The organism is Actinosynnema sp. NPDC050801 (assembly GCF_040673975.1).
Taxonomy (GTDB): domain Bacteria; phylum Actinomycetota; class Actinomycetes; order Mycobacteriales; family Pseudonocardiaceae; genus Actinosynnema.
Genome location: NZ_JBFAQZ010000013.1, coordinates 102996 through 120389, shown reverse-complemented (window position 1 = coordinate 120389; position 17394 = coordinate 102996). Strand labels below are relative to the sequence as shown.

Below are 17394 nucleotides of genomic sequence, written 5' to 3'. Positions count from 1 at the left end.
CAGCGACGAGGACCCGCACAGATGGCGCACCCACCCCAGCCGTCCCGACCCGTCCGTGCGGTCCTGGTGGAGGACCACCACCTGGTGGCCGAGGTGATCCGGCTGGCGTGGGAGGACTCGGGCGACGTCGAGGTCGTGGCCACGGTCGGCTCCGTGGCCGCCGCGCTGGCCGAGGTCCGGCTCCACCGGCCCGACGTGGTGCTGCTGGACCGCCGACTGCCCGACGGCGACGGCCTGGACGCGATCCCCGGCTTCGAGGCGTGCGGCGCGCGGGTGCTGGTGCTGACCGGCGAGGCGAACGTGTCCGTCGCCGCACGGGCGGCTGAGTCCGGCGCGGCGGGACTGGTGCACAAGTCGGCCCGGCTGGAGGAGCTGACCGACGCCGTGCTGCGGGTCGCGGCCGGTGAGGTCGTGTTCGACGGCGGGTTGCTCGCGGGCGTGCTGGACAAGCTCACCGGGCGGACCAAGAACGGCGTGGCGCTCACGATCCGCGAACGCGAGGCGTTGCTCCTGATGGCCGAGGGCACGAGCACGGAGGAGATCGGCGTGCGCATGGGCGTCACGCGCAACACCGTGCGCAACCACGTCCAGCGGGTGCTGGAGAAGCTGGGCGCCAGGTCGAAGCTGGAGGCGGTGGCGATCGCCCGCCGCACCGGCCTGCTCGACTAGTGCGGATGCACTAGTCGCATCGGTGACGCTGCGTCTGGGCACCGACCGCCCGATGTCGCAGAGTACGAGTGTGGATCTCTCCGTGTCCGGCCCCGTGGCGGAGTTCAGCGCGCCGGTCGACCGGGGCGCGGCCGGGCTGGCCCGCGTGTTCGTCCGCAAGACCCTCGCCGACCTGGGGTACCGGGGCGACCACAGCGACGCCGTGCTCGTCGTCTCCGAACTCGTGACCAACGCCCTGCGGCACACGACCACCATCCCGGTGATCCGGCTGGCCGGCACCGTGCACAGGCTCCGGATCGAGGTCCAGGACGGCAGCCCGGTCCTGCCCCGCACCCGGCTGTCGGCGGCCGTCGGCGGGTGGGGTCTCCAGCTCGTGCAGCTGTTGAGCACGGCGTGGGGGGCGCGTCCCCAACACGGCGGCAAGGTCGTGTGGTGCGAGATGGCCGCCGACGGCCCGGGCCTGTCCTGACACCGCGCTGCCTGTCCGTGGCACCCCCGCGGGCCGTCGTGCACAGTGACGCCATGGCCGACGATCACCCCGCCGTCCCCGACTACGAACCGCCGACCGAGGACGCGTACCGCCTGCTCGTGGCGAGCGTGGTCGACTACGCGATCTTCATGCTGGACCCGACGGGTCGCGTGATCAGCTGGAACGCGGGCGCGGAGCGGATCAAGGGCTATGCGGCCGACGACATCCTCGGCCGGCACTTCTCCCAGTTCTACCCGCCCGACGACCTGGCCGCGCGCAAGCCGTGGCACGAGTTGGAGGTCGCCGCGCGGGTGGGCCGGTTCGAGGACGAGGGCTGGCGGCTGCGCAAGGACGGCACCCGGTTCTGGGCCAACGTCGTCATCACCGCCCTGTTCGACGACACCGGCGGCCTGCGCGGCTTCGCCAAGGTCACCCGCGACATGACCGAACGCCGGCGGGTCGACGAGGAGCTCAGGTCGAGCGAGGAGCGGTTCCGGCTGCTCGTGCAGGGCGTGCTGGACTACGCGATCTTCATGCTGGACCCGAAGGGTCACGTGATCAGCTGGAACGCGGGCGCCGAGCGGATCAAGGGCTACTCGGCCGCCGACATCCTCGGCGAGCACTTCTCCAAGTTCTACCCGCCCGAGGACCTGGTGGCGCGCAAGCCGTGGCGCGAGCTCGAAGTGGCGACCGAAGTGGGCCGGTTCGAGGACGAGGGCTGGCGGCTGCGCAAGGACGGCACCCGGTTCTGGGCCAACGTCGTCATCACCGCCCTGTTCGACGACACCGGCCGCCTGCGCGGCTTCGCCAAGGTCACCCGCGACATGACCGAACGCCGACGGGTCGAGCGGACGTTGACCGAGCAGCGCCGGCTCGTCGGGCACCTCGTGGAGGCGCAGGAACTGGAGCGCCGGCGCATCGCCTGGGACGTGCACGACGACTCGATCCAGGCCATGGTCGCCGTCGGCATGCGGTTGCAGCTGCTGGCCAACCGGCTGCCGGAGCAGGAGGCCGCCGTCGTGCGCCGGCTCGACGAGGCGGTGCGGGCGTCCATCGGGCGGCTGCGCGACCTGGTGTACCGGCTGCGCCCGCCGGAGCTCGACCGGCACAGCCTGGTCGAGGCCCTGAACCACTACCTCGCCGACGTCACCGGTGCGTGGGGCATCACCTACCGGCTGCGGCACTCGCTGGACCCCGAGCCGCAGGCCGAGTCCGCGGTCACGATCTTCCGCATCTGCCAGGAGGCGCTGGCCAACATCGGCAAGCACGCGCAGGCGACCTCGGTCGAGCTGTCCTTGACCTCGGTCGACGGCGGCACGCTGGTAGAGGTCGCCGACGACGGCGTCGGTGTCGGTCTCGGCGTCGGTCTCGGGGCCGCCACCCCGTCCGACCGCCCGGCGTTCGACCACTTCGGCATGGTCGAGATGCGCGAGCGCGCGGAGACGGCGGGTGGCTGGTGGTCGGTGAACGAAGGCCCCGGCGGCGGCGTGGTGGTGCGGTTCTGGATCCCGACGTCGAACGGGGTCGACCCGTGACGGACGCCAGGCTCAGGGTGGTGATCTCGGATGACGACCCGATGATCCGCGACGCGCTGCGCGAGGTGCTCGACGCCGAGCCGGACTTCGAGGTCGTCGCGGTGGCCCGTGACGCGGACGAGGCGATCGAGCTGGTCGAGCGCCACGCGCCCGCCGTCGTCGTGCTCGACGTCCGCATGCCCGGTGGCGGCGGCGGTCGGGCCGCCCGCGAGATCAGGCGCCGCTCGCCCGGGACCTGCATCCTGGCGCTGTCCGCCTCCACCGATGACGAGGCGTTCCACGAGATCCGGTCGGTCGGGGTCGGCGAGCACCTCGTCAAGGGCGTGTCGAACGACGACATCATCGCGGCCGTCCGCCGGTTGGGACGGACGGGGCGCGGTTGACCGCGGTGGTGCGCCTCGGTCCTCCGAGCCGGAGCGTCGGCCTGGTACAACTGGGGATCGACAACGCATCGCAGCGGGGAGACGTCGTGGCCGAGCCGATGGGGCAACCCTCACCGATCCTCGACATCCGTGTCACCCGAAGGGGCGACGTCCTGGTCGTCGGCGTGGCGGGCGAGTTGGACGCCGACACCGTTCCGGAGGTCCGCGCCGCCCTCGCGCCACACCTGTCGGAGAGCGCGTCGACGCTGGTCCTCGACCTGACCGACGTGGTGTTCTTCAGCTCCGCGGGCCTGTCGCTGCTCCTGGAGCTCCGCCGCCGCGTCGACGTCTTCGCCCTCGTGGCGACCCGGCGCGCGGTGTTGCGGCCGATCCAGCTGACCACCGTCTCGTCCCTGCTCGACGTGCACCCCTCGGTCGACGACGCGCTGGCGTCGATCTCCTCGTCGCAGCAGGTCCACCAGGCGGACTGACCACGCGGTGGTGCCGGCCGCCGGCGAGGTCGCCGACCGCACCCCCTGGCCGATCAGGTCCGCAGACCGGTGGTTCGTCGCTGGAGTACGGCGAGTGCCGACTCGGGTGTGTGCCTGCCGAGCAGCACCTGGACGGTCAGGCCGTCGGCGAGGGTGATGAGTGCGTCCGTCTCGCTTTCGATCTCGACGTCGGGCCTGATCTGCCCGTTCTCCTGGCCCGCCCGGAGCAGGACGACGAGCAGTTCGGCCAGTCCGGCGTAGTGACCGCGCTGGACGGCGGCGAGGGCGGGGACGACGGCCGACTGCGCGGTGAAGGCTATCCAGACGCGCGCGTCGAGCAGGCCCTCGTCGTCGACCGCCAGCATGGCGGTCAGCGTCTGCTCCAGCATGGTCGCGACCGACCCCGGTTCCGGGGATTCGGCGATCCGCGCCCGAGCGCGTTCGGTGACCCGCCGGTTCACGTGCTCCTGCGCGAAGACCAGCATCTCCTCCTTGGTGCGGAAGCACCGCTGCACGGCTCCCAGGGACACCTCGGCCTGGGCCGCCACCTCGCGCAGGGTCGCGGCTTCCAGCCCGTCCCGGCCGATCAGTTCGCAGACCGCTTGCGCGATCCGGCGTCGTCGGTCGTCGTGGTCAACCTGCCTCGGCATGGCGACAGCCTACCGATGCGCTCGTATCGGAACGTGGTAGCATCCGATACAGACGTATCGAAACGGGAGGTGTGACCATGGCGCAGCTCGGGATCGGCAAACCGACACCCGCGGTCCAGTGGGTGCTGGGCGCGGTGCTGGCCGTCCAGGGATTCGGTTCCGCAGTCACGGAGGCCCTGTGGCAGACCAGCTTCGGCGTGTCGGGCCTGCTCCGAGCGGCGGGAGCGCCCACGTGGGCGGACCTCGTCGTCGGCGCGCTCGGCACCGCGCTGCTGGTCCACGGGCTGATCCGGCGCGAGACCGGGAAGAGGGCCGCTCGTGGTTGAGCTTCCCCGACGGCGGTTCCTGGGCACCGCCCTGCTCGGTGCGAGCGCGGCGGGGACGTGGGCGGCGCGGGAACCGGGCGGGGGAACAGCCCGACGTGGCGAACCGACCTTCGTGCTCGTCCACGGCGCCAACGGCAATGCCGGCTCCTTCGCCCCGGTGATCGCCGGACTGGCGACGGCCGGCCGACGGGCGATGGCCGTGGACCTGCCGGGGCACGGACCCGCCGGCCACTTCCCGCCCTCCTACCAGGCCCCGCAGGATCCGGCCGCCTTGGCCGCCGCACCGTCGCCGCTGGCCGGGCTCCGCCTGGCCGACAACGTCGACCACGTCACGCGCGTCGTCCGCCGTGTCGCCGCGCACGGGCCGGTCGTCCTGGTGGGGCACAGCATGGGCGGTGCCACGATCACCAGGGTCGGCAACGAGGTTCCCCACCTCATCGCGCGACTGGTGTACCTCACCGCGTTCTGCTGCGTCCGGTTCCGCAGCGTGCTGGACTGCTTCGCGACCCCGGAGGGCGCGACCACGCTGCTGCCGACACTGCCGAGCCTGACCGATCCGGAGCGGACGGGGGTCACCCGGACGAACTGGCGCTCGGCGGACAGCGGTTTCATCGCCGCCGCGAAGGCCGCGCTCGCGGACGGCTACGACGACCCCGCCTTCCTCGCCGCCCTCAACGCCATGGAGCCCGACGAGTCCTGGGCAGTGGTCACCGACGACGCCCGCGGCGAGCCGGCGACCTGGGGTCGCATCCCGCGCACCTACCTGCGCTGCACCCGTGACCGGGCCATCCCTCTCGCCCTCCAGGACCGGATGATCGCCGAAGCGGACCAGGCGACCCCGCACAACCGGTTCGACGTCCACACGCTGGACGCCCCACACCTCGGCCCGCAGCACCCCCGACCCCTGGTCCAGGTGCTTACCAGTCTCATCGGCTGAGCTGTGGCCCCTCCGCGACACCGGCCGACCCGCGCGCCACATCGGCGGCCGTGGTTCGAACGGCCTCCGAAACCTTTCACCGCCACCTGGGCGCCCGCTCCGCCGACATTGCCGCCACCAGGGCCGGAGCTAGTGAGACGGGCGGTCGCCGAACGGAATTTCGCAAGTATTCCGAGAAGGTTTTCGCAACATTACGAGAATCGTTGACAACGCGCCGGAACCGGCCGAACACTGTCTGCATCGACGGACCCTGAACCACTGTCGGTCGGGTCACCCACGCGGCCCGGTCGGTCGAGCGCCGATCATTCGGATGACGGTCGACGACCACGTCGCAGTGTACGCATAAGGAACACACGGGTGGCCCCTCGCTGGCCTCAACGAGGAGGAAGCACACATATGGAAGACAACGCCCCTGCGCACCCGATCAGCCGCAGGATGTTCATCGGCGGCGCCGGAGCCTTGGCGCTGGGCTCGGGGCTGATCGTGCCCGGCACCGCGCACGCCCAGACCGTCACCACGAACCAGACCGGCTACCACAACGGTTACTACTTCTCGTTCTGGACCGATGCCCAGAACACCGTCTCCATGACCATGGGATCGGGCGGGCAGTACAGCACCTCGTGGCGCAACACCGGCAACTTCGTGTGCGGCAAGGGTTGGGGCAACGGCGGGCGCCGGACCGTGCGCTACTCGGGCAGCTTCAACCCGTCCGGCAACGGGTACCTGTGCCTCTACGGCTGGACCTCGAACCCGCTCGTCGAGTACTACATCGTGGACAGCTGGGGCAACTACCGGCCCACCGGCCAGCACAGGGGCACGGTCACCAGCGACGGCGGCACGTACGACATCTACCAGACGATGCGGTACAACGCGCCGTCGGTCGAGGGCAACAAGACGTTCCCCCAGTTCTGGAGCGTCCGGCAGCAGAAGAAGGTCGGCGGCACCATCACCACCGGCAACCACTTCGACGCGTGGTCGCGCGCCAACATGCGGCTGGGCAACTTCAGCTACTACATGATCATGGCGACCGAGGGCTACCAGAGCAGTGGCAACTCGAACATCACCGTGAGCGGGTGAGCAGACCCGATCACGGCGCCCGGTGGCGCGGCGGCGAAGCAGCCGCCGCGCCACACGGCTGTTCATGGCCGATTCCGGCCCCGGCGGCCGTGATCCGTCGGTATGGTCGTCGGCATGACCGTGCCCGGTGACTTATTCGGCGGGGACCCGGCCGCCGTCGAACGCGGGTTGGACGAGTGGGTCGCCGGGTTCGAGCGCAAGGCCGAGCGGTACCAGGAGTTGCAGCAGCGGGTCGAGGGTGTGCGGATCACCGCGACCAGCCCGAACGGTGTCGTCACGGTCACCGTGGACGCCGACGGTTCGTTGGTCGACGCGAAGTTCACCGACCAGGTCGCCCGCAGCGCGCCGGACGAGGTAGGCCGGCAGCTGATGGCCGCGATCAACCAGGCCAAGGCGCAGATCACCGCACGCGTCCGCGAGGTCGCAGGTGACACACTCGGCGAGGACGGCGCCGAGCGGATCGCCGGGTACTACGCGCAGAAGTTCGCGGATCCCGGGGAACCCGACCCGCCGTCCACGACGCGCACCACCGCCGCCACCGCCACACGGCGTCCCGCGCCACCCGTGCCGGACGACTCCGATGACGTCTCCGTCTTCGACGACCGCTGAGCGAGGGGGATCATGGCCGGCTTCGAGGTGACCGGCGGCGACCTGCGTGCCCACGCGGGCAAGGTCGACGCCCACGCGGCGAGCCTGGGCACCGCGGCCGACGCCGCCGGCCAGGTGACGCCCGACGGTGCGTACGGCATCATCTGCCAGTTCCTGCCACCGCTGTTCAACGACGTCGAGAAGGCCGCGCACGAGGCGCTCCAAGCCGCCCGCGGTGGGCTGGAGGCGGTGTCGCGGAACCTGCGCGACACGGCTGACGACTACGACTCCGAGGACCTGGCCGCCGTGCACGGCTTCACCCGCATCGAAGGCGGCATGCGATGACCCCCAACCCCTTGGTCGCACCGGTGCAGGACTCGACCAAGGCGTACACGGGCATCGGCATCGCCGAGGCGGTCGGCGACCTGGTGGAGGGCATCCGGAGCGGGAGCTGGGTCGACACCGGGCTCGGCGCCGCGTCCACGGGGTTGGAAGCGCTGAGCGTCGTGGTGGACCCGTTCGGGTCGATCGCGTCCAGCGTCGTCGCGTTCGTCATGGAGCACGTCGGCCCGTTGCGGGAGCAGCTCGACAAGCTCGCCGGCAACGCCGCGGCGGTGTCCGCTCAGTCCCGGACGTGGCACAACGTCGCGACCGCGGTCGGCAAGGTGCACACCGCCTACGCCACCGAGCACACCGCGGACACCGCCGGGTGGACCGGCAGGGCGGCCGACGCCTACCGCGCCCGCGCCGCCGACGTCGCGGCCGTGATCGGCGCGGCGGCGGAGGCCGCGTCCGGTCTGGGCAGCGCGATCGAGATGGCGGGCGTGGTCGTCGGCGCGGTCCGCGAGGCGGTCCGGGACCTGATCGCGGAACTGGTGGGACGCTTGGCGGTGTGGGCGCTGGAGGCGCTGACCATCATCGGCCTGCCCGCCGTGGCCACCCAGGCCTCGGCCGCCGCGGCCAAGTGGGCGGCCCGGATCGCCCAGTTGGTCAAGCAGCTGGTGCGCACCATGCAGAAGCTGGCGCCCCTGGTGCGCCGCCTGGGCGAGTTGTTCCGCCGGATCCGCAAGAAGATGGACGACCTGCGGTCGCGGGGCGGCGGCGACAAGAAGCCGCCCGACGACACCGGCAAGAAGCCGAAGCCGAACGGGGACGGGTCCACCGGCCCTTCCCGCGACCCGGACCCGAACGCCCAGCCGGGTGGCAAGCGCACCGAGATCGACCCGAAGAACGACGCGGACACCAAGCGCTCCCTGCAACGGGAGAACGAGTCGGCGACCACCCTCGCCCGGGCCGGGTACGACGTCGAGCAGAACCCGACCGTGCCCGGCGCCAAGAACCCGGACTTCCGGATCGAGGGTCGGATCTTCGACGCCATCGCGCCCTCCACCCCCGTCCCGCGCAACATCGCGAGCCGGATCGCGGAGAAGGTCAAGGTCGGCCAGACCGACCGGGTCGTGGTCAACCTCGCCGACAGCCCGGTCGACGCGGCCGCGTTGCGCAAGCAGCTGCACGACTGGCCGATCGCGGGCCTCAAGGAAGTCATCGTCATCGACAAGAGCGGCAACGTGCTTCACTTGTACCCGTAGCCCCGCGATCAAGGAATGCCAGTGTCCATTTCGTACAGTCTCGCGCTCGCCACACCGCGTCCGGCGGCACAGGTCGCCGACGCGCTGCGGGAGGTCGGTGTCGCCGCCGGACTGCTCGACCCGGCGACCGACGGTGCCCGGCTGCTCGGCGAGAACGCGGCGACGACCCGTGGCACGTGGTTGCGCGTCGTGGCGGACGAGCCGGAGCCGTGGAACCCGCTGCCGGACGTCCTGGGCGCCACGCCCACCGTGCTGGTGGCCTTCGGCCTGGCCAAGACCGACATCGGCGACCAGCAGGACGACGTCGTGCGGCTGGTGGCGGGTGTGCTGGCGAAGGTGCCGGGCGACGCGGTGCTGCACCACGACTTCGAGGTCGTCTGGCTGGTGCGCCGCGCCGGCGTGCTGCTGCTCAACGAGCGCGACGACCTCTGGCCGTCCCACCGCCTGGCCCTGCTCCACCAGCCCTACCGGCGTGAGACCCACGTCTTCCCGGAGGACTGAACCGACCCGACGGCGGCCGGCAACAGGCCCGGTGACGTCCACAACGACGGGTCCCGCCACGGCATCGCCAACGGCCGGCCTGCGGGGATCATGCACGATCGCGGGCGGTCACCTCGAAGTCCGCGAGCAGCCCGTCGAGGACCGCCGCGAACACCCCGGGCCGGGCCAGCGGACCCAGGTGGTCCAGTCCCGGCACTTCCCGCAGCCGTCCGGCGGGCAGTGCGGCACACGCCGCCGCGAGCGATTCCCGGGTCACCACGGCGGATCCGCCGCCGCGGAGGAACACCGTCGGGCACCGCACCAGCGGCAGCGCCTCCCGCCACGGGCAGGAGATCGCCGTCCGGAACAGGTGGGCCTCCACCTCCGGCGAGCACCGCAGCCGCACCCGACCGTCCGGTTGCCCGGCCAGGCCGGACTCGACGTAGTCGGCGAGGACCTCCGGCGCGAGGTCCGCGAGCGGCGGCCGGGCCGACCACCGGGCGAGCGCGTCGGCGCGTGACGGGAACACCGCGCGGCGCCGGGCCGCCGCCTCGGCGAAGGCCGGGTCGTGGTGGGTCGCGAGGATCGGTTCGAAGCAGACCAGCAGGTCGAACGTGCCCGGCGCCCGTGCCTCGGCCAGCAGCAGCGACGTCGCGCCCAACGAGTGGCCCACGCCGATCAGGGGCCCCGGGCCGAGCGCACGGGCCGTGTCGAGGACGTCGTCGGCGAACACGCCCCAGTCGGCGTCCTCGGCCAGGGGCGGCGCGGAGCCGTGGCCGCGGAGATCGGGCGCCACCGCGCGCAACGGCGTCCGCAGGTTATTCACAACGGAACGCCACAGGAGGCCGGTAAAGCCCGCCGCATGGCAGAACAATGCCGTCCGAATGGACTCGCCCGGTTGTTCCCGATCTTCCGGGAAGTACCGCCCGGAGTGCAATCCGGCGAGGTCGACGACGTCGTCCACGATTTCCCTTCGGAAGTCCGATTCCCGGTCTGGCGCCGTCGCCGAACACCCTCTACGATCAGCGCCGGTAACGATCCAGTTCGCCGGGAGGCGGGTTGGCGGCACCGGTTTTCCGAACTCACGAATGCGCCGCGGTCGATCCCCACCATAGTGGAATGGACGGCCGATGAGGCGGTCGGCGGCGACGCCACCGCCGCGCGCGGGCACCACCCCCACCCCCATGTCGTGCTCGACCGGCGCGGTGACGTGCCGCCTCGCAGACGATCCCCCTTCGGTGAAGGGCGCAGTGTGAACCCGACCCCGGTACCGGGCCTGGTCTCGGTCGTGATGTTGGTCCGCAACCGCTTGGAGTACACGCGCCGGGCGCTCGCGTCCCTGGCCCGTGCGTCCGGCGACTTCGAGGTCGTCGTGGTGGACAACGGCTCCGACGACGGCACCGCCGAGTACCTGGCCGCGCTCGACCACCCGCGCCCCCTGACGGTCCTGCGCCACGAGGACGACCGCGGCGGCAGCGAACGGCGCAACGTCGGCGCGGCGGTGGCACGCGGCGAGTTCCTGTTCTTCCTCGACAACGACGTGCTCGTGGACGACGCCGACGTCGTGGAGGTGCTCGCCGCCGAACTGGCCGCCGACCGGGCGCTGGGCGCGGTGTCGCCGTTGCTGCTCTACCCCGGTGACGACGCCGTGGTGCAGTGCGCGGGCGGCGCGTCGACCGCCGACGGCCGGATCGGTCCCGTCGGACGCGGTCGGCGGCTCGACGCGCGGCACCGCGAGCACCGCGACCAGTCGTGGGCGCCCACCGCCGCGCTGATGGTGCGGCACAGCTCGTTCCGCCGGGTCGGCGGGTTCGACGAGTCGTTCGACCCGGTCTCGCTGTGCGAGGACGTCGACCTGTGCTGCCGCCTGCGGGCCGACGGCGAACGGCTGCGCCACATCGGGTCGGTGGCGATGCGGCACTTCGAGGGCACCACGTTCAACCACGTCGGCCACGACAAGCTGCCCGTCTGGAAGCGCCACATGCGCGTGATCCGCCGCCGTTGGGCGGACGTCTTCGCCTCCGGGCCCACGCACACGGCCGCGGACCTGGAGTGGGTGCCGGTGGCGAAGGACTACACCGACCTGGACCGGCCGCGGGTCTCGGTGCTCACCGGGCACGACCCGGCCCCGGCCGACCTGAGCTTCTTCGCCAGCGACCGCGTGCTGGCCACCGCGGAGCCCGCCGACGTGCGGGTCCTGGTCGTCGGCGCGGATCCCGTGCCGGTGGTGCGCGGCGTGCGGGTGGTCGGCCTGGCCGATCCCGACGTGCGCACCGTGCTGCCGGCCGCACGGGCCCACGGCGCGCCCTGGGCGCTCCGGGACGGCACGCGCCTGGTGGAGACGGTGCCCGCCGAGGGCGTCGTGGTGCAGGTGCCGGACATCGCGGCCACGCTGACGGCGTTGCGACGGGGACTGCACGTGCTGCTGGGCAAGCGGGCCGTGGACGACCTGGCCCGCCTGGTGGAGGCCGCCCGGCAGGCGCCCGGCCGGTGTTCGGTCGACCTGCCGTGGGCGCACCACCCGGAGCTGGTCGAAGCGGCCAAGACCGTCACCGAGGGCCGCGCCGAGGGCTTCACCGTGCACCTGGACCAGCCCGAGGGCCGCGACGTCGTCACCGAACTCGGCCCGGACGCGCTGGACGCGGTCGAACGGGTGCTCGGCGTGCCCGTGACCGACGTGCGGACGGTGGCGGCGACCCGTTCTCAGGTGCGGGCCGTGGCGGTGGCGGGCGGCATCACCGGGACGATCGAGCTGGGCTGGGGCGAACCCCGGTTCCACTTCTCGGTCACCGGCGCCGCCCTGGCGGCGGACCTCGTCGCGCCACCGGTGAGCGGCGCGTACGCGGACTTCGTCGGGGCGCTGCGCGGCGGGCCGACGCCGTTGACGGACCTCGACGCCGTCGCCGGCCTGTTCGACGTGGTGCTGGAGTGGCGCGCGGAAGTGGCCGAGCTGGTGGACCCGTGACGTTCCCCGCCCCCGGGCGGGCCCGAGCAGGAAGAGCCCTGGGATGAACCTGGTCGACGTGCTGCGTGCCGGAGCCGACGCCGGAGGGTGGCTGGACCGCCCGGCCTACGAGGTCGACGGCGCGATGCTGACGCACGCCGACGTGTACGACGGGGCGGCTCGCGTGGCCGGGGCGCTGGTCGCCGCGGGCGTGCGGCCCGGCGACCGGGTCGCGCTCGTGCTGGACGACGGGCCGGACTTCGTCCTGACGTTCCTGGGCGCCGTGCACGCGGGCGCGGTGGCCGTCCCGGTCAACCCCCGGCTGCACGCCGACGAACTGCGCCAAGTGCTGCGTGCCGCCCGGCCCGCGCTGGTCGTGCGCCGCCCCGGCGACGGGCCCGCCGACTCCCGCACGACCACCTTCGCCGAACTCGAAGGCGTACAACCGATCCCCGTCACGCCGCGCTCCGTCGCCGACCAGGTGTACGCGACGTTCACCTCGGGCACCACCGGCGTGCCCCGGCTGGTCCCGCAGCTGCACGGCGACCCGGTCGTCCACCACCGCTCGTTCGCGGTGCCCGCGCTGGAACTCGGGCCCGACGACGTCGTCCACTCGGTGTCCAAGATGTACTTCGCCTACGGGCTGAGCAACTCCCTGTTCTTCCCGCTGATGAGCGGCAGCCGCGTGGTGCTGAACCCGGAGGCGCCGCTGGTGGACGACGTGCTGGCCATCGTGGACAAGTACACCGTCACCGCGCTGTTCGCCGTGCCGACGTTCTACGGCAGGCTCATCGCCCACCCCGGCAGCGACCGGCTGGCCACCCTCCGCATCGCCGCCACCGGGGGCGAGGTCCTCTCCCCCGCGCTGGAGGGACGGCTGGTGGAGGTCCTCGGCGACCGCCTGCTCAACGGCATCGGCAGCACCGAGGTGGGCCAGGCGTTCACCCACAACACCCGGACCGCACGCCGCTTCGGCACCACCGGGCGCGCGCTGCCGCCGTACGAGGTGCGCGTGGTGGCCGACGACGGCGCCGTCGTCGGACCGGACGTGACCGGACGGCTGGAGGTGCGCGGCCCGACGATCACGCTCGGCGTGTCCGACGACGGCACGGCGAAGCGCACCGACGACTGGTACGGCACCGGGGACCTCGCCTCGGTGGACGCCGACGGGTACGTGCGCGTCACCGGTCGGCTGGACGACATCGAGAACGTGGGCGGCATCAAGGTCCACCCGCTGGAGGTCGAACACCTCCTGGCCGGCCACGCCCTGGTGCGCGAGGCCGCGGTCTGCGCGGTCGCCAACGACGACGGTTCGGTCCAACTGCGGGCGTACGTGGTGCGCGCCGACGGTCCGCTCGAAGACGACGACCTGGCCGCGGCCCTGATCGCCCTGGCCAGGCGTCACCTGACGGCCTACAAGGTGCCGCGCAAGGTCGTGTTCGTACCGTCCCTGCCGCGCACCGGCTCCGGCAAGCTGCGCCGCCACGTCGTGCGGACCTGGCGGCCCTGACCCCGGTCCGGGTGTCACGTTCGTCGCCCTCGTGACGACCAACCACGTGTACACCCCGGACAGAGAGGTCGGCGGCCATGACCCGAACCAGTGGCGACGTGCACGAGCTGAGCGGCGTCCCGCCCACGGTCGCCGACGTCGACCGGATCGCCGCCCACGCCGACCCGGTCGTCCGCAACCTCATGATCACCCACTGCTACCACGAGCTGTCCCGTGCGGTGGCCGACCGCACCGGCGGGTCGGCGAACTGGTGCACGTTCGCGGTGTGGGCGTCCAAGCAGGTCGGTCAGACCATCCGGCAGGAGGACCCGACACGGCTGCTGGAGCGGATGGTCGAGTCCTCCCCCGAGACCGCCACCGCGGTCGACCTCCTGGTGCGCGCGCTGCGGCGGGCCGTCCCCGGCCAAGCCCTCGACCACGTCGAACGGTCGGTGCGCCGAGCCGTCGTGGCGACCGCGCGGCTCGACGTGGCCGCCGACGCCTCGGCGCGGGGGAACCTCAAGGTCTTCGCCGAGATCGCCCGCGAGTTCGCCCGCTTCCTGGCCGAGCCCGCCGACGACCGCCGGATCGAGCGGTTCTGCGCCACGCTGCGCCCCGGCGAGCCGCCCGAGGGGCAGCGCTACCTGCGCCAGGCGTTCACCCGCTTGCACCAGGCCCGGTCCGCCGACGACCCGAAGCACCGCGCCGAGCTCCTGCTGCTGGCCAACATCGAGATCGGCCTGCACGAGCAGACCCGACTCCAACCGGAGATCACGGCCGCCCTGGAGACGCCGGTGGTCGACCCGCGCGACCTCGAACGCCACCTGTTCGAGCTGCTCCTGCCGGGCAACCGCGTGGTCAGGTGGTTGCGGCTGGTGCTGCTGACCGTGCTCGGCCGACGCGGCCCGGTGCGCCGGGCCGCCGAGCGGCTGGCCGACCACGCCCGCGGCCTGGCCCGTCGGGCGGTCACCGAGCACCTGATGACGCTGGCGCTGCCCGGCGGTGAGCTGCTCGACCTGAGCCGGGACCTGCCCGCCGAGTTCCCGCCGCTGCTCGCCCGGCTGTCCCACCCCGAGCTGCTGTCCCTGCTGCGGACCGTCGACCCGACCGCGGACAGCCTGCTCGACACCGCCGCGCGGGACTGGTCCGACCTGCCCGACCGCATGCACTACATCGCCGACATGTTCCGCTGCCACGGCCACCGCGGCGACCTGCTCGACCCGCCGTTCACGCCGGAGCAGGTGGCGGACCTCACCGACGGGCGTCGACCCACCGGCCGACTCTGAGCCCCTGCCCCGCACGGCGGGCCGGCGTCACGAGCCCCAACCGCCCGTGACGCCGGCGAGCCGCTACCGGACGACGGGCTTGCCGCCGAAGGCGACGAGCAGGCGGCCGTCCGAGGCGTAGGACCAGGTGAGGGCGCCGCTGTAGGAAGCGCAGCGGGAGCCGTTCGTGCCGGTCCAGAACTGGTTGGTGCCGTCGACGTTGCCCACGGTCTTGTCGTTCGTGCCGCTGCCGCTGCGGCACGACGTGTTGTTGCGGAACACCGACGACCCGCCGTCGAACGAGAAGTTGCGCTCGGTGTTGTCGATGCTGATGTTGTCCGACACGGTCATAGTGCCGAGGTTGCGGTTGTAGGTGAAGCCGTGCTTGCCGTTGTCGTAGGCGATGTTGCGGCGGATGACGTGGTTGACGCCGATGTCCTCGCCGCCGAGCTTGTAGCCGTTGCGGTCGCCGTTGCCGGCCTGACCGCCGTTGCTCAGCGTGCCGTTCTCGTAGGCCAGGGAGTCCTCGATGGTGACCACGCCGATGGGGCCGGTGTCGGTCTTGGTGTAGAGGTCCCAGCCGTCGTCGATGTTGTTGTGCGCCACGGCGTAGCGGAACACGTTGCCCGGTCCGGACGTGAGCTTCGCGGCGAACCCGTCGGCGTCCTCGCCGTCGGAGTCGGCGTTGTCGTGCGACTCGGCGCTGAGGATCAGGTTGTTCGCGGGCCACTGGTCCTTGGGCGTGGTGGACAGCATCCGCGACAGCTGCAACCCGGTGTCGCGGTTGAACCGCGTCACCGTGCGCTCGAAGATGTTGTTGCTGCCGCCCACGAAGATGCCGTTGTCGCCCGCCCGCTCGACCACGACGCCGTGGACGTGCCAGTAGTTGCCGTTGACCGCGAGGCCCCGGTTGGCGGGGTCCTCGGCCTGGGCGGAGAAGTTCAGCACCGGGGTCTCACCGGGGTGGGCGCTGAGCTTCTTGAGGGCGCCCGAGGTGCCGTTGTTGCCCTGGGGGATGGTGACGGTCTGCGAGAACGCGTACGTGCCGCCGCGCAGGTAGATCGTGCCGCCCGCGGCGATGCGGCCGATGGCCGAGGTGAGCGTCGTCGGGTCGGCCTGCGTGCCGGACGCGGTGTCCCGGCCGTTGGGCGCCACGTACAGCGTGCCGGTGGGCGGGTTCGTGGTCGTGGTGGTCGTGGACGTCGTCGTGCTGGTGGACGTCGTGGTGCTCGTCGTGGTCGACGTGGTGGTCGACGTCGGGCCGCCGTCGCTCGGGGTGAACGTCCACTGCTTGGTGGCGACGCTGTCGCACGAGTTCGTCTGCACCAGCGCACCGGCCGCGGTGGAGTTGTCCTTGGTGTTGGCGCACTTGCCGCCGTTGGCGTTGATCACCCGGTAGTTGGCGCCGCTCGCGGTCAACGTCCAGGTCTGGCTGGTGGCGCCCGTGCACGCCTGCTGCTGGACGGCCTTGCCCGCCGAGGTCGACGCGTCCTGGACACCCAGGCACAGGCCGTTGGCGACCGAGGTGATCCGGAACCCGCCGCCGACCGCGGTCAGCGTCCACTGCTGACCGCCGCCGCCCGCGCAGGTCGCCTGCTGCACCTGCGCGCCGGCGGTCGTGCCGGAGCCGGGCACCGCGAGGCACAGCCCGCTGCCCGCGTTCTTCACCGTGTACGTGCCCGCGCCGACGGCGGCGTTCGCGGGTGTGGCCGCCGGCCAGGCGGCGAGGCTGACGGCCAGCGCCACCGCACCCGCGCCGGCCAACAGGCTCAGCCGCCACCGCGCACCGCGCGGCCGCTCGGCCGGTGGGCGTTCCTGTGTGCTCATGACAAGCTCCCATTCACCTGGCCACCTGAATCGGGGCGGAGAAAGTGTGGTTCGGCGGCGGAGAAATAGCGGCGCGGCCGGATGTTAAGGGGACGCGAAGCGCGCGGTCAACGACTACGGCGGGGCCGACTCGACGAACCGACGTCGAATGAGCATCGAACATGCAGGTCGGCGGCTATCCGGTCGATCAACGAACAATGACGGGACCAATGCGGTCGGTCATACTTGTGAACAGCACCGAGTACACACTTGTGAACCGCACCCGTTTATTCCACCGCCCGGATATCACCGACCGCGGGCGCTTCCTCCGGCAACTCCGGCCACGACGGGAAGGTGAAGGGGCGGGTGACCCGGCCGCTCGCGACCCGGCCGTGGAACGCGCGGCGACGGGATGTCACTCGATCGAGGGGAGTCCGCGTCGGCCCAGGTGGTGTTGCACGGCCACGGGGCCGGACCTGCCGTGATCGGGCCATGCCGGACTCCGTGCTGGACGACCACCGGCCGCGGGTGCCGCGAGCGGGGATCCCCGTGCCGGGGCACCCGTGACCCGTTCCGGCAGCCACCGGCACGTCCGCGCTCCGTCCCCAGTGGACGCGATCGTGCCGCTGGTCGCGCTGGTCATCGCGGGTTGCCGCATGCTCGTGCTCGCCTTCGTGTTCCAGACCCTCGCGGTGCGCAACACGCCGCGACCGCCGG

At 72.2% G+C, this 17394-nt stretch carries 18 protein-coding genes; 15 read left to right on the top strand and 3 right to left on the bottom strand.

The window, feature by feature from the left end; genetic code table 11:
• Positions 1 to 21 precede the first annotated feature (21 nt).
• The 5 genes from AB0K14_RS26780 (at position 22) to AB0K14_RS26760 (ending at position 3526) form a co-directional block, all read left to right on the top strand.
• Positions 22 to 669 carry a response regulator transcription factor gene (locus AB0K14_RS26780; protein WP_360455860.1) on the top strand — a complete coding sequence of 216 codons (648 nt, stop codon included), beginning with the start codon at positions 22 to 24 and terminating at the stop codon, positions 667 to 669.
• A gap of 82 nt (positions 670 to 751) precedes the next feature.
• Positions 752 to 1138, top strand: coding sequence for an ATP-binding protein (locus tag AB0K14_RS26775; RefSeq protein ID WP_360455857.1), 387 nt, complete (start codon positions 752 to 754; stop codon positions 1136 to 1138).
• A 53-nt stretch (positions 1139 to 1191) separates the two neighbouring features.
• Positions 1192 to 2673 carry a PAS domain S-box protein gene (locus tag AB0K14_RS26770; protein WP_360455854.1) on the top strand — a complete coding sequence of 494 codons (1482 nt, stop codon included), beginning with the start codon at positions 1192 to 1194 and terminating at the stop codon, positions 2671 to 2673.
• 20 nt (positions 2674 to 2693) lie between these two features.
• A complete protein-coding gene (locus AB0K14_RS26765; RefSeq protein ID WP_360455852.1) occupies positions 2694 to 3056 on the top strand; it encodes a response regulator transcription factor in 363 nt (120 codons plus the stop codon).
• 86 nt (positions 3057 to 3142) lie between these two features.
• A complete protein-coding gene (locus AB0K14_RS26760; protein WP_360455849.1) occupies positions 3143 to 3526 on the top strand; it encodes an anti-sigma factor antagonist in 384 nt (127 codons plus the stop codon).
• Between the two features lie 53 nt (positions 3527 to 3579).
• On the opposite strand, the gene AB0K14_RS26755 is transcribed toward AB0K14_RS26760, so the two are convergent.
• Positions 3580 to 4176 carry a TetR/AcrR family transcriptional regulator gene (locus AB0K14_RS26755; protein WP_360455846.1) on the bottom strand — a complete coding sequence of 199 codons (597 nt, stop codon included), beginning with the start codon at positions 4174 to 4176 and terminating at the stop codon, positions 3580 to 3582.
• 77 nt (positions 4177 to 4253) lie between these two features.
• Between AB0K14_RS26755 and AB0K14_RS26750 the strand changes: the two genes are divergently transcribed.
• From AB0K14_RS26750 to AB0K14_RS26720, 7 genes are all read left to right on the top strand, one after another.
• On the top strand, positions 4254 to 4502 hold the full coding sequence (locus AB0K14_RS26750; RefSeq protein WP_360455843.1) for a hypothetical protein: 249 nt from the start codon (positions 4254 to 4256) through the stop codon (positions 4500 to 4502).
• A complete protein-coding gene (locus tag AB0K14_RS26745) occupies positions 4495 to 5439 on the top strand; it encodes an alpha/beta fold hydrolase (protein WP_360455840.1) in 945 nt (314 codons plus the stop codon). Before AB0K14_RS26750 ends, AB0K14_RS26745 begins: the two co-directional genes overlap by 8 nt.
• Before the next feature lie 396 nt (positions 5440 to 5835).
• Positions 5836 to 6516 (top strand): glycoside hydrolase family 11 protein, encoded by a 681-nt coding sequence (locus AB0K14_RS26740; protein WP_360455837.1) that lies wholly within the window; start codon positions 5836 to 5838, stop codon positions 6514 to 6516.
• A gap of 114 nt (positions 6517 to 6630) precedes the next feature.
• On the top strand, positions 6631 to 7125 hold the full coding sequence (locus AB0K14_RS26735; protein ID WP_360455834.1) for a YbaB/EbfC family nucleoid-associated protein: 495 nt from the start codon (positions 6631 to 6633) through the stop codon (positions 7123 to 7125).
• Positions 7126 to 7137: 12 nt separating this feature from the next.
• Positions 7138 to 7449, top strand: a complete 312-nt coding sequence (locus AB0K14_RS26730; RefSeq protein WP_360455831.1) for a type VII secretion target — start codon at positions 7138 to 7140, stop codon at positions 7447 to 7449.
• The gene (locus tag AB0K14_RS26725) at positions 7446 to 8693 is read left to right on the top strand and encodes a hypothetical protein (protein ID WP_360455828.1); all 1248 of its coding nucleotides are present in this window, start codon (positions 7446 to 7448) and stop codon (positions 8691 to 8693) included. Before AB0K14_RS26730 ends, AB0K14_RS26725 begins: the two co-directional genes overlap by 4 nt.
• 21 nt (positions 8694 to 8714) lie before the next feature.
• A complete protein-coding gene (locus tag AB0K14_RS26720) occupies positions 8715 to 9194 on the top strand; it encodes a SitI3 family protein (protein ID WP_360455826.1) in 480 nt (159 codons plus the stop codon).
• Between the two features lie 88 nt (positions 9195 to 9282).
• Here AB0K14_RS26720 and AB0K14_RS26715 read toward each other — a convergent pair whose 3' ends face one another.
• A complete protein-coding gene (locus AB0K14_RS26715) occupies positions 9283 to 10359 on the bottom strand; it encodes an alpha/beta hydrolase (protein ID WP_360455824.1) in 1077 nt (358 codons plus the stop codon).
• A 66-nt stretch (positions 10360 to 10425) separates the two neighbouring features.
• Between AB0K14_RS26715 and AB0K14_RS26710 the strand changes: the two genes are divergently transcribed.
• From AB0K14_RS26710 to AB0K14_RS26700, 3 genes are all read left to right on the top strand, one after another.
• Positions 10426 to 12138 carry a glycosyltransferase gene (locus AB0K14_RS26710; RefSeq protein ID WP_360455821.1) on the top strand — a complete coding sequence of 571 codons (1713 nt, stop codon included), beginning with the start codon at positions 10426 to 10428 and terminating at the stop codon, positions 12136 to 12138.
• 43 nt (positions 12139 to 12181) lie between these two features.
• Complete coding sequence (locus AB0K14_RS26705; protein ID WP_360455818.1) at positions 12182 to 13627, top strand: AMP-binding protein; 1446 nt, start codon at positions 12182 to 12184, stop codon at positions 13625 to 13627.
• 77 nt (positions 13628 to 13704) lie between these two features.
• Positions 13705 to 14892 carry a hypothetical protein gene (locus AB0K14_RS26700; RefSeq protein WP_360455816.1) on the top strand — a complete coding sequence of 396 codons (1188 nt, stop codon included), beginning with the start codon at positions 13705 to 13707 and terminating at the stop codon, positions 14890 to 14892.
• 63 nt (positions 14893 to 14955) lie between these two features.
• Here the strand turns inward: AB0K14_RS26700 and AB0K14_RS26695 are convergent, their stop codons facing one another.
• Entirely contained in the window at positions 14956 to 16698 is a 1743-nt protein-coding gene (locus tag AB0K14_RS26695) for an RICIN domain-containing protein (protein WP_360455813.1), read from the bottom strand.
• Positions 16699 to 17394: the final 696 nt, after the last annotated feature.

Coding starts and splice junctions, on each gene's coding strand:
- AB0K14_RS26715 (WP_360455824.1), bottom strand. CDS start 10,359: ATGGGGGTGGGGGTGGTGCCCGCGCGCGGCGGTGGCGTCGCCGCCGAC.
- AB0K14_RS26735 (WP_360455834.1), top strand. CDS start 6,631: ATGACCGTGCCCGGTGACTTATTCGGCGGGGACCCGGCCGCCGTCGAA.
- AB0K14_RS26730 (WP_360455831.1), top strand. CDS start 7,138: ATGGCCGGCTTCGAGGTGACCGGCGGCGACCTGCGTGCCCACGCGGGC.
- AB0K14_RS26700 (WP_360455816.1), top strand. CDS start 13,705: ATGACCCGAACCAGTGGCGACGTGCACGAGCTGAGCGGCGTCCCGCCC.
- AB0K14_RS26770 (WP_360455854.1), top strand. CDS start 1,192: ATGGCCGACGATCACCCCGCCGTCCCCGACTACGAACCGCCGACCGAG.
- AB0K14_RS26750 (WP_360455843.1), top strand. CDS start 4,254: ATGGCGCAGCTCGGGATCGGCAAACCGACACCCGCGGTCCAGTGGGTG.
- AB0K14_RS26755 (WP_360455846.1), bottom strand. CDS start 4,176: ATGCCGAGGCAGGTTGACCACGACGACCGACGACGCCGGATCGCGCAA.
- AB0K14_RS26740 (WP_360455837.1), top strand. CDS start 5,836: ATGGAAGACAACGCCCCTGCGCACCCGATCAGCCGCAGGATGTTCATC.
- AB0K14_RS26705 (WP_360455818.1), top strand. CDS start 12,182: ATGAACCTGGTCGACGTGCTGCGTGCCGGAGCCGACGCCGGAGGGTGG.
- AB0K14_RS26780 (WP_360455860.1), top strand. CDS start 22: ATGGCGCACCCACCCCAGCCGTCCCGACCCGTCCGTGCGGTCCTGGTG.
- AB0K14_RS26725 (WP_360455828.1), top strand. CDS start 7,446: ATGACCCCCAACCCCTTGGTCGCACCGGTGCAGGACTCGACCAAGGCG.
- AB0K14_RS26695 (WP_360455813.1), bottom strand. CDS start 16,698: ATGAGCACACAGGAACGCCCACCGGCCGAGCGGCCGCGCGGTGCGCGG.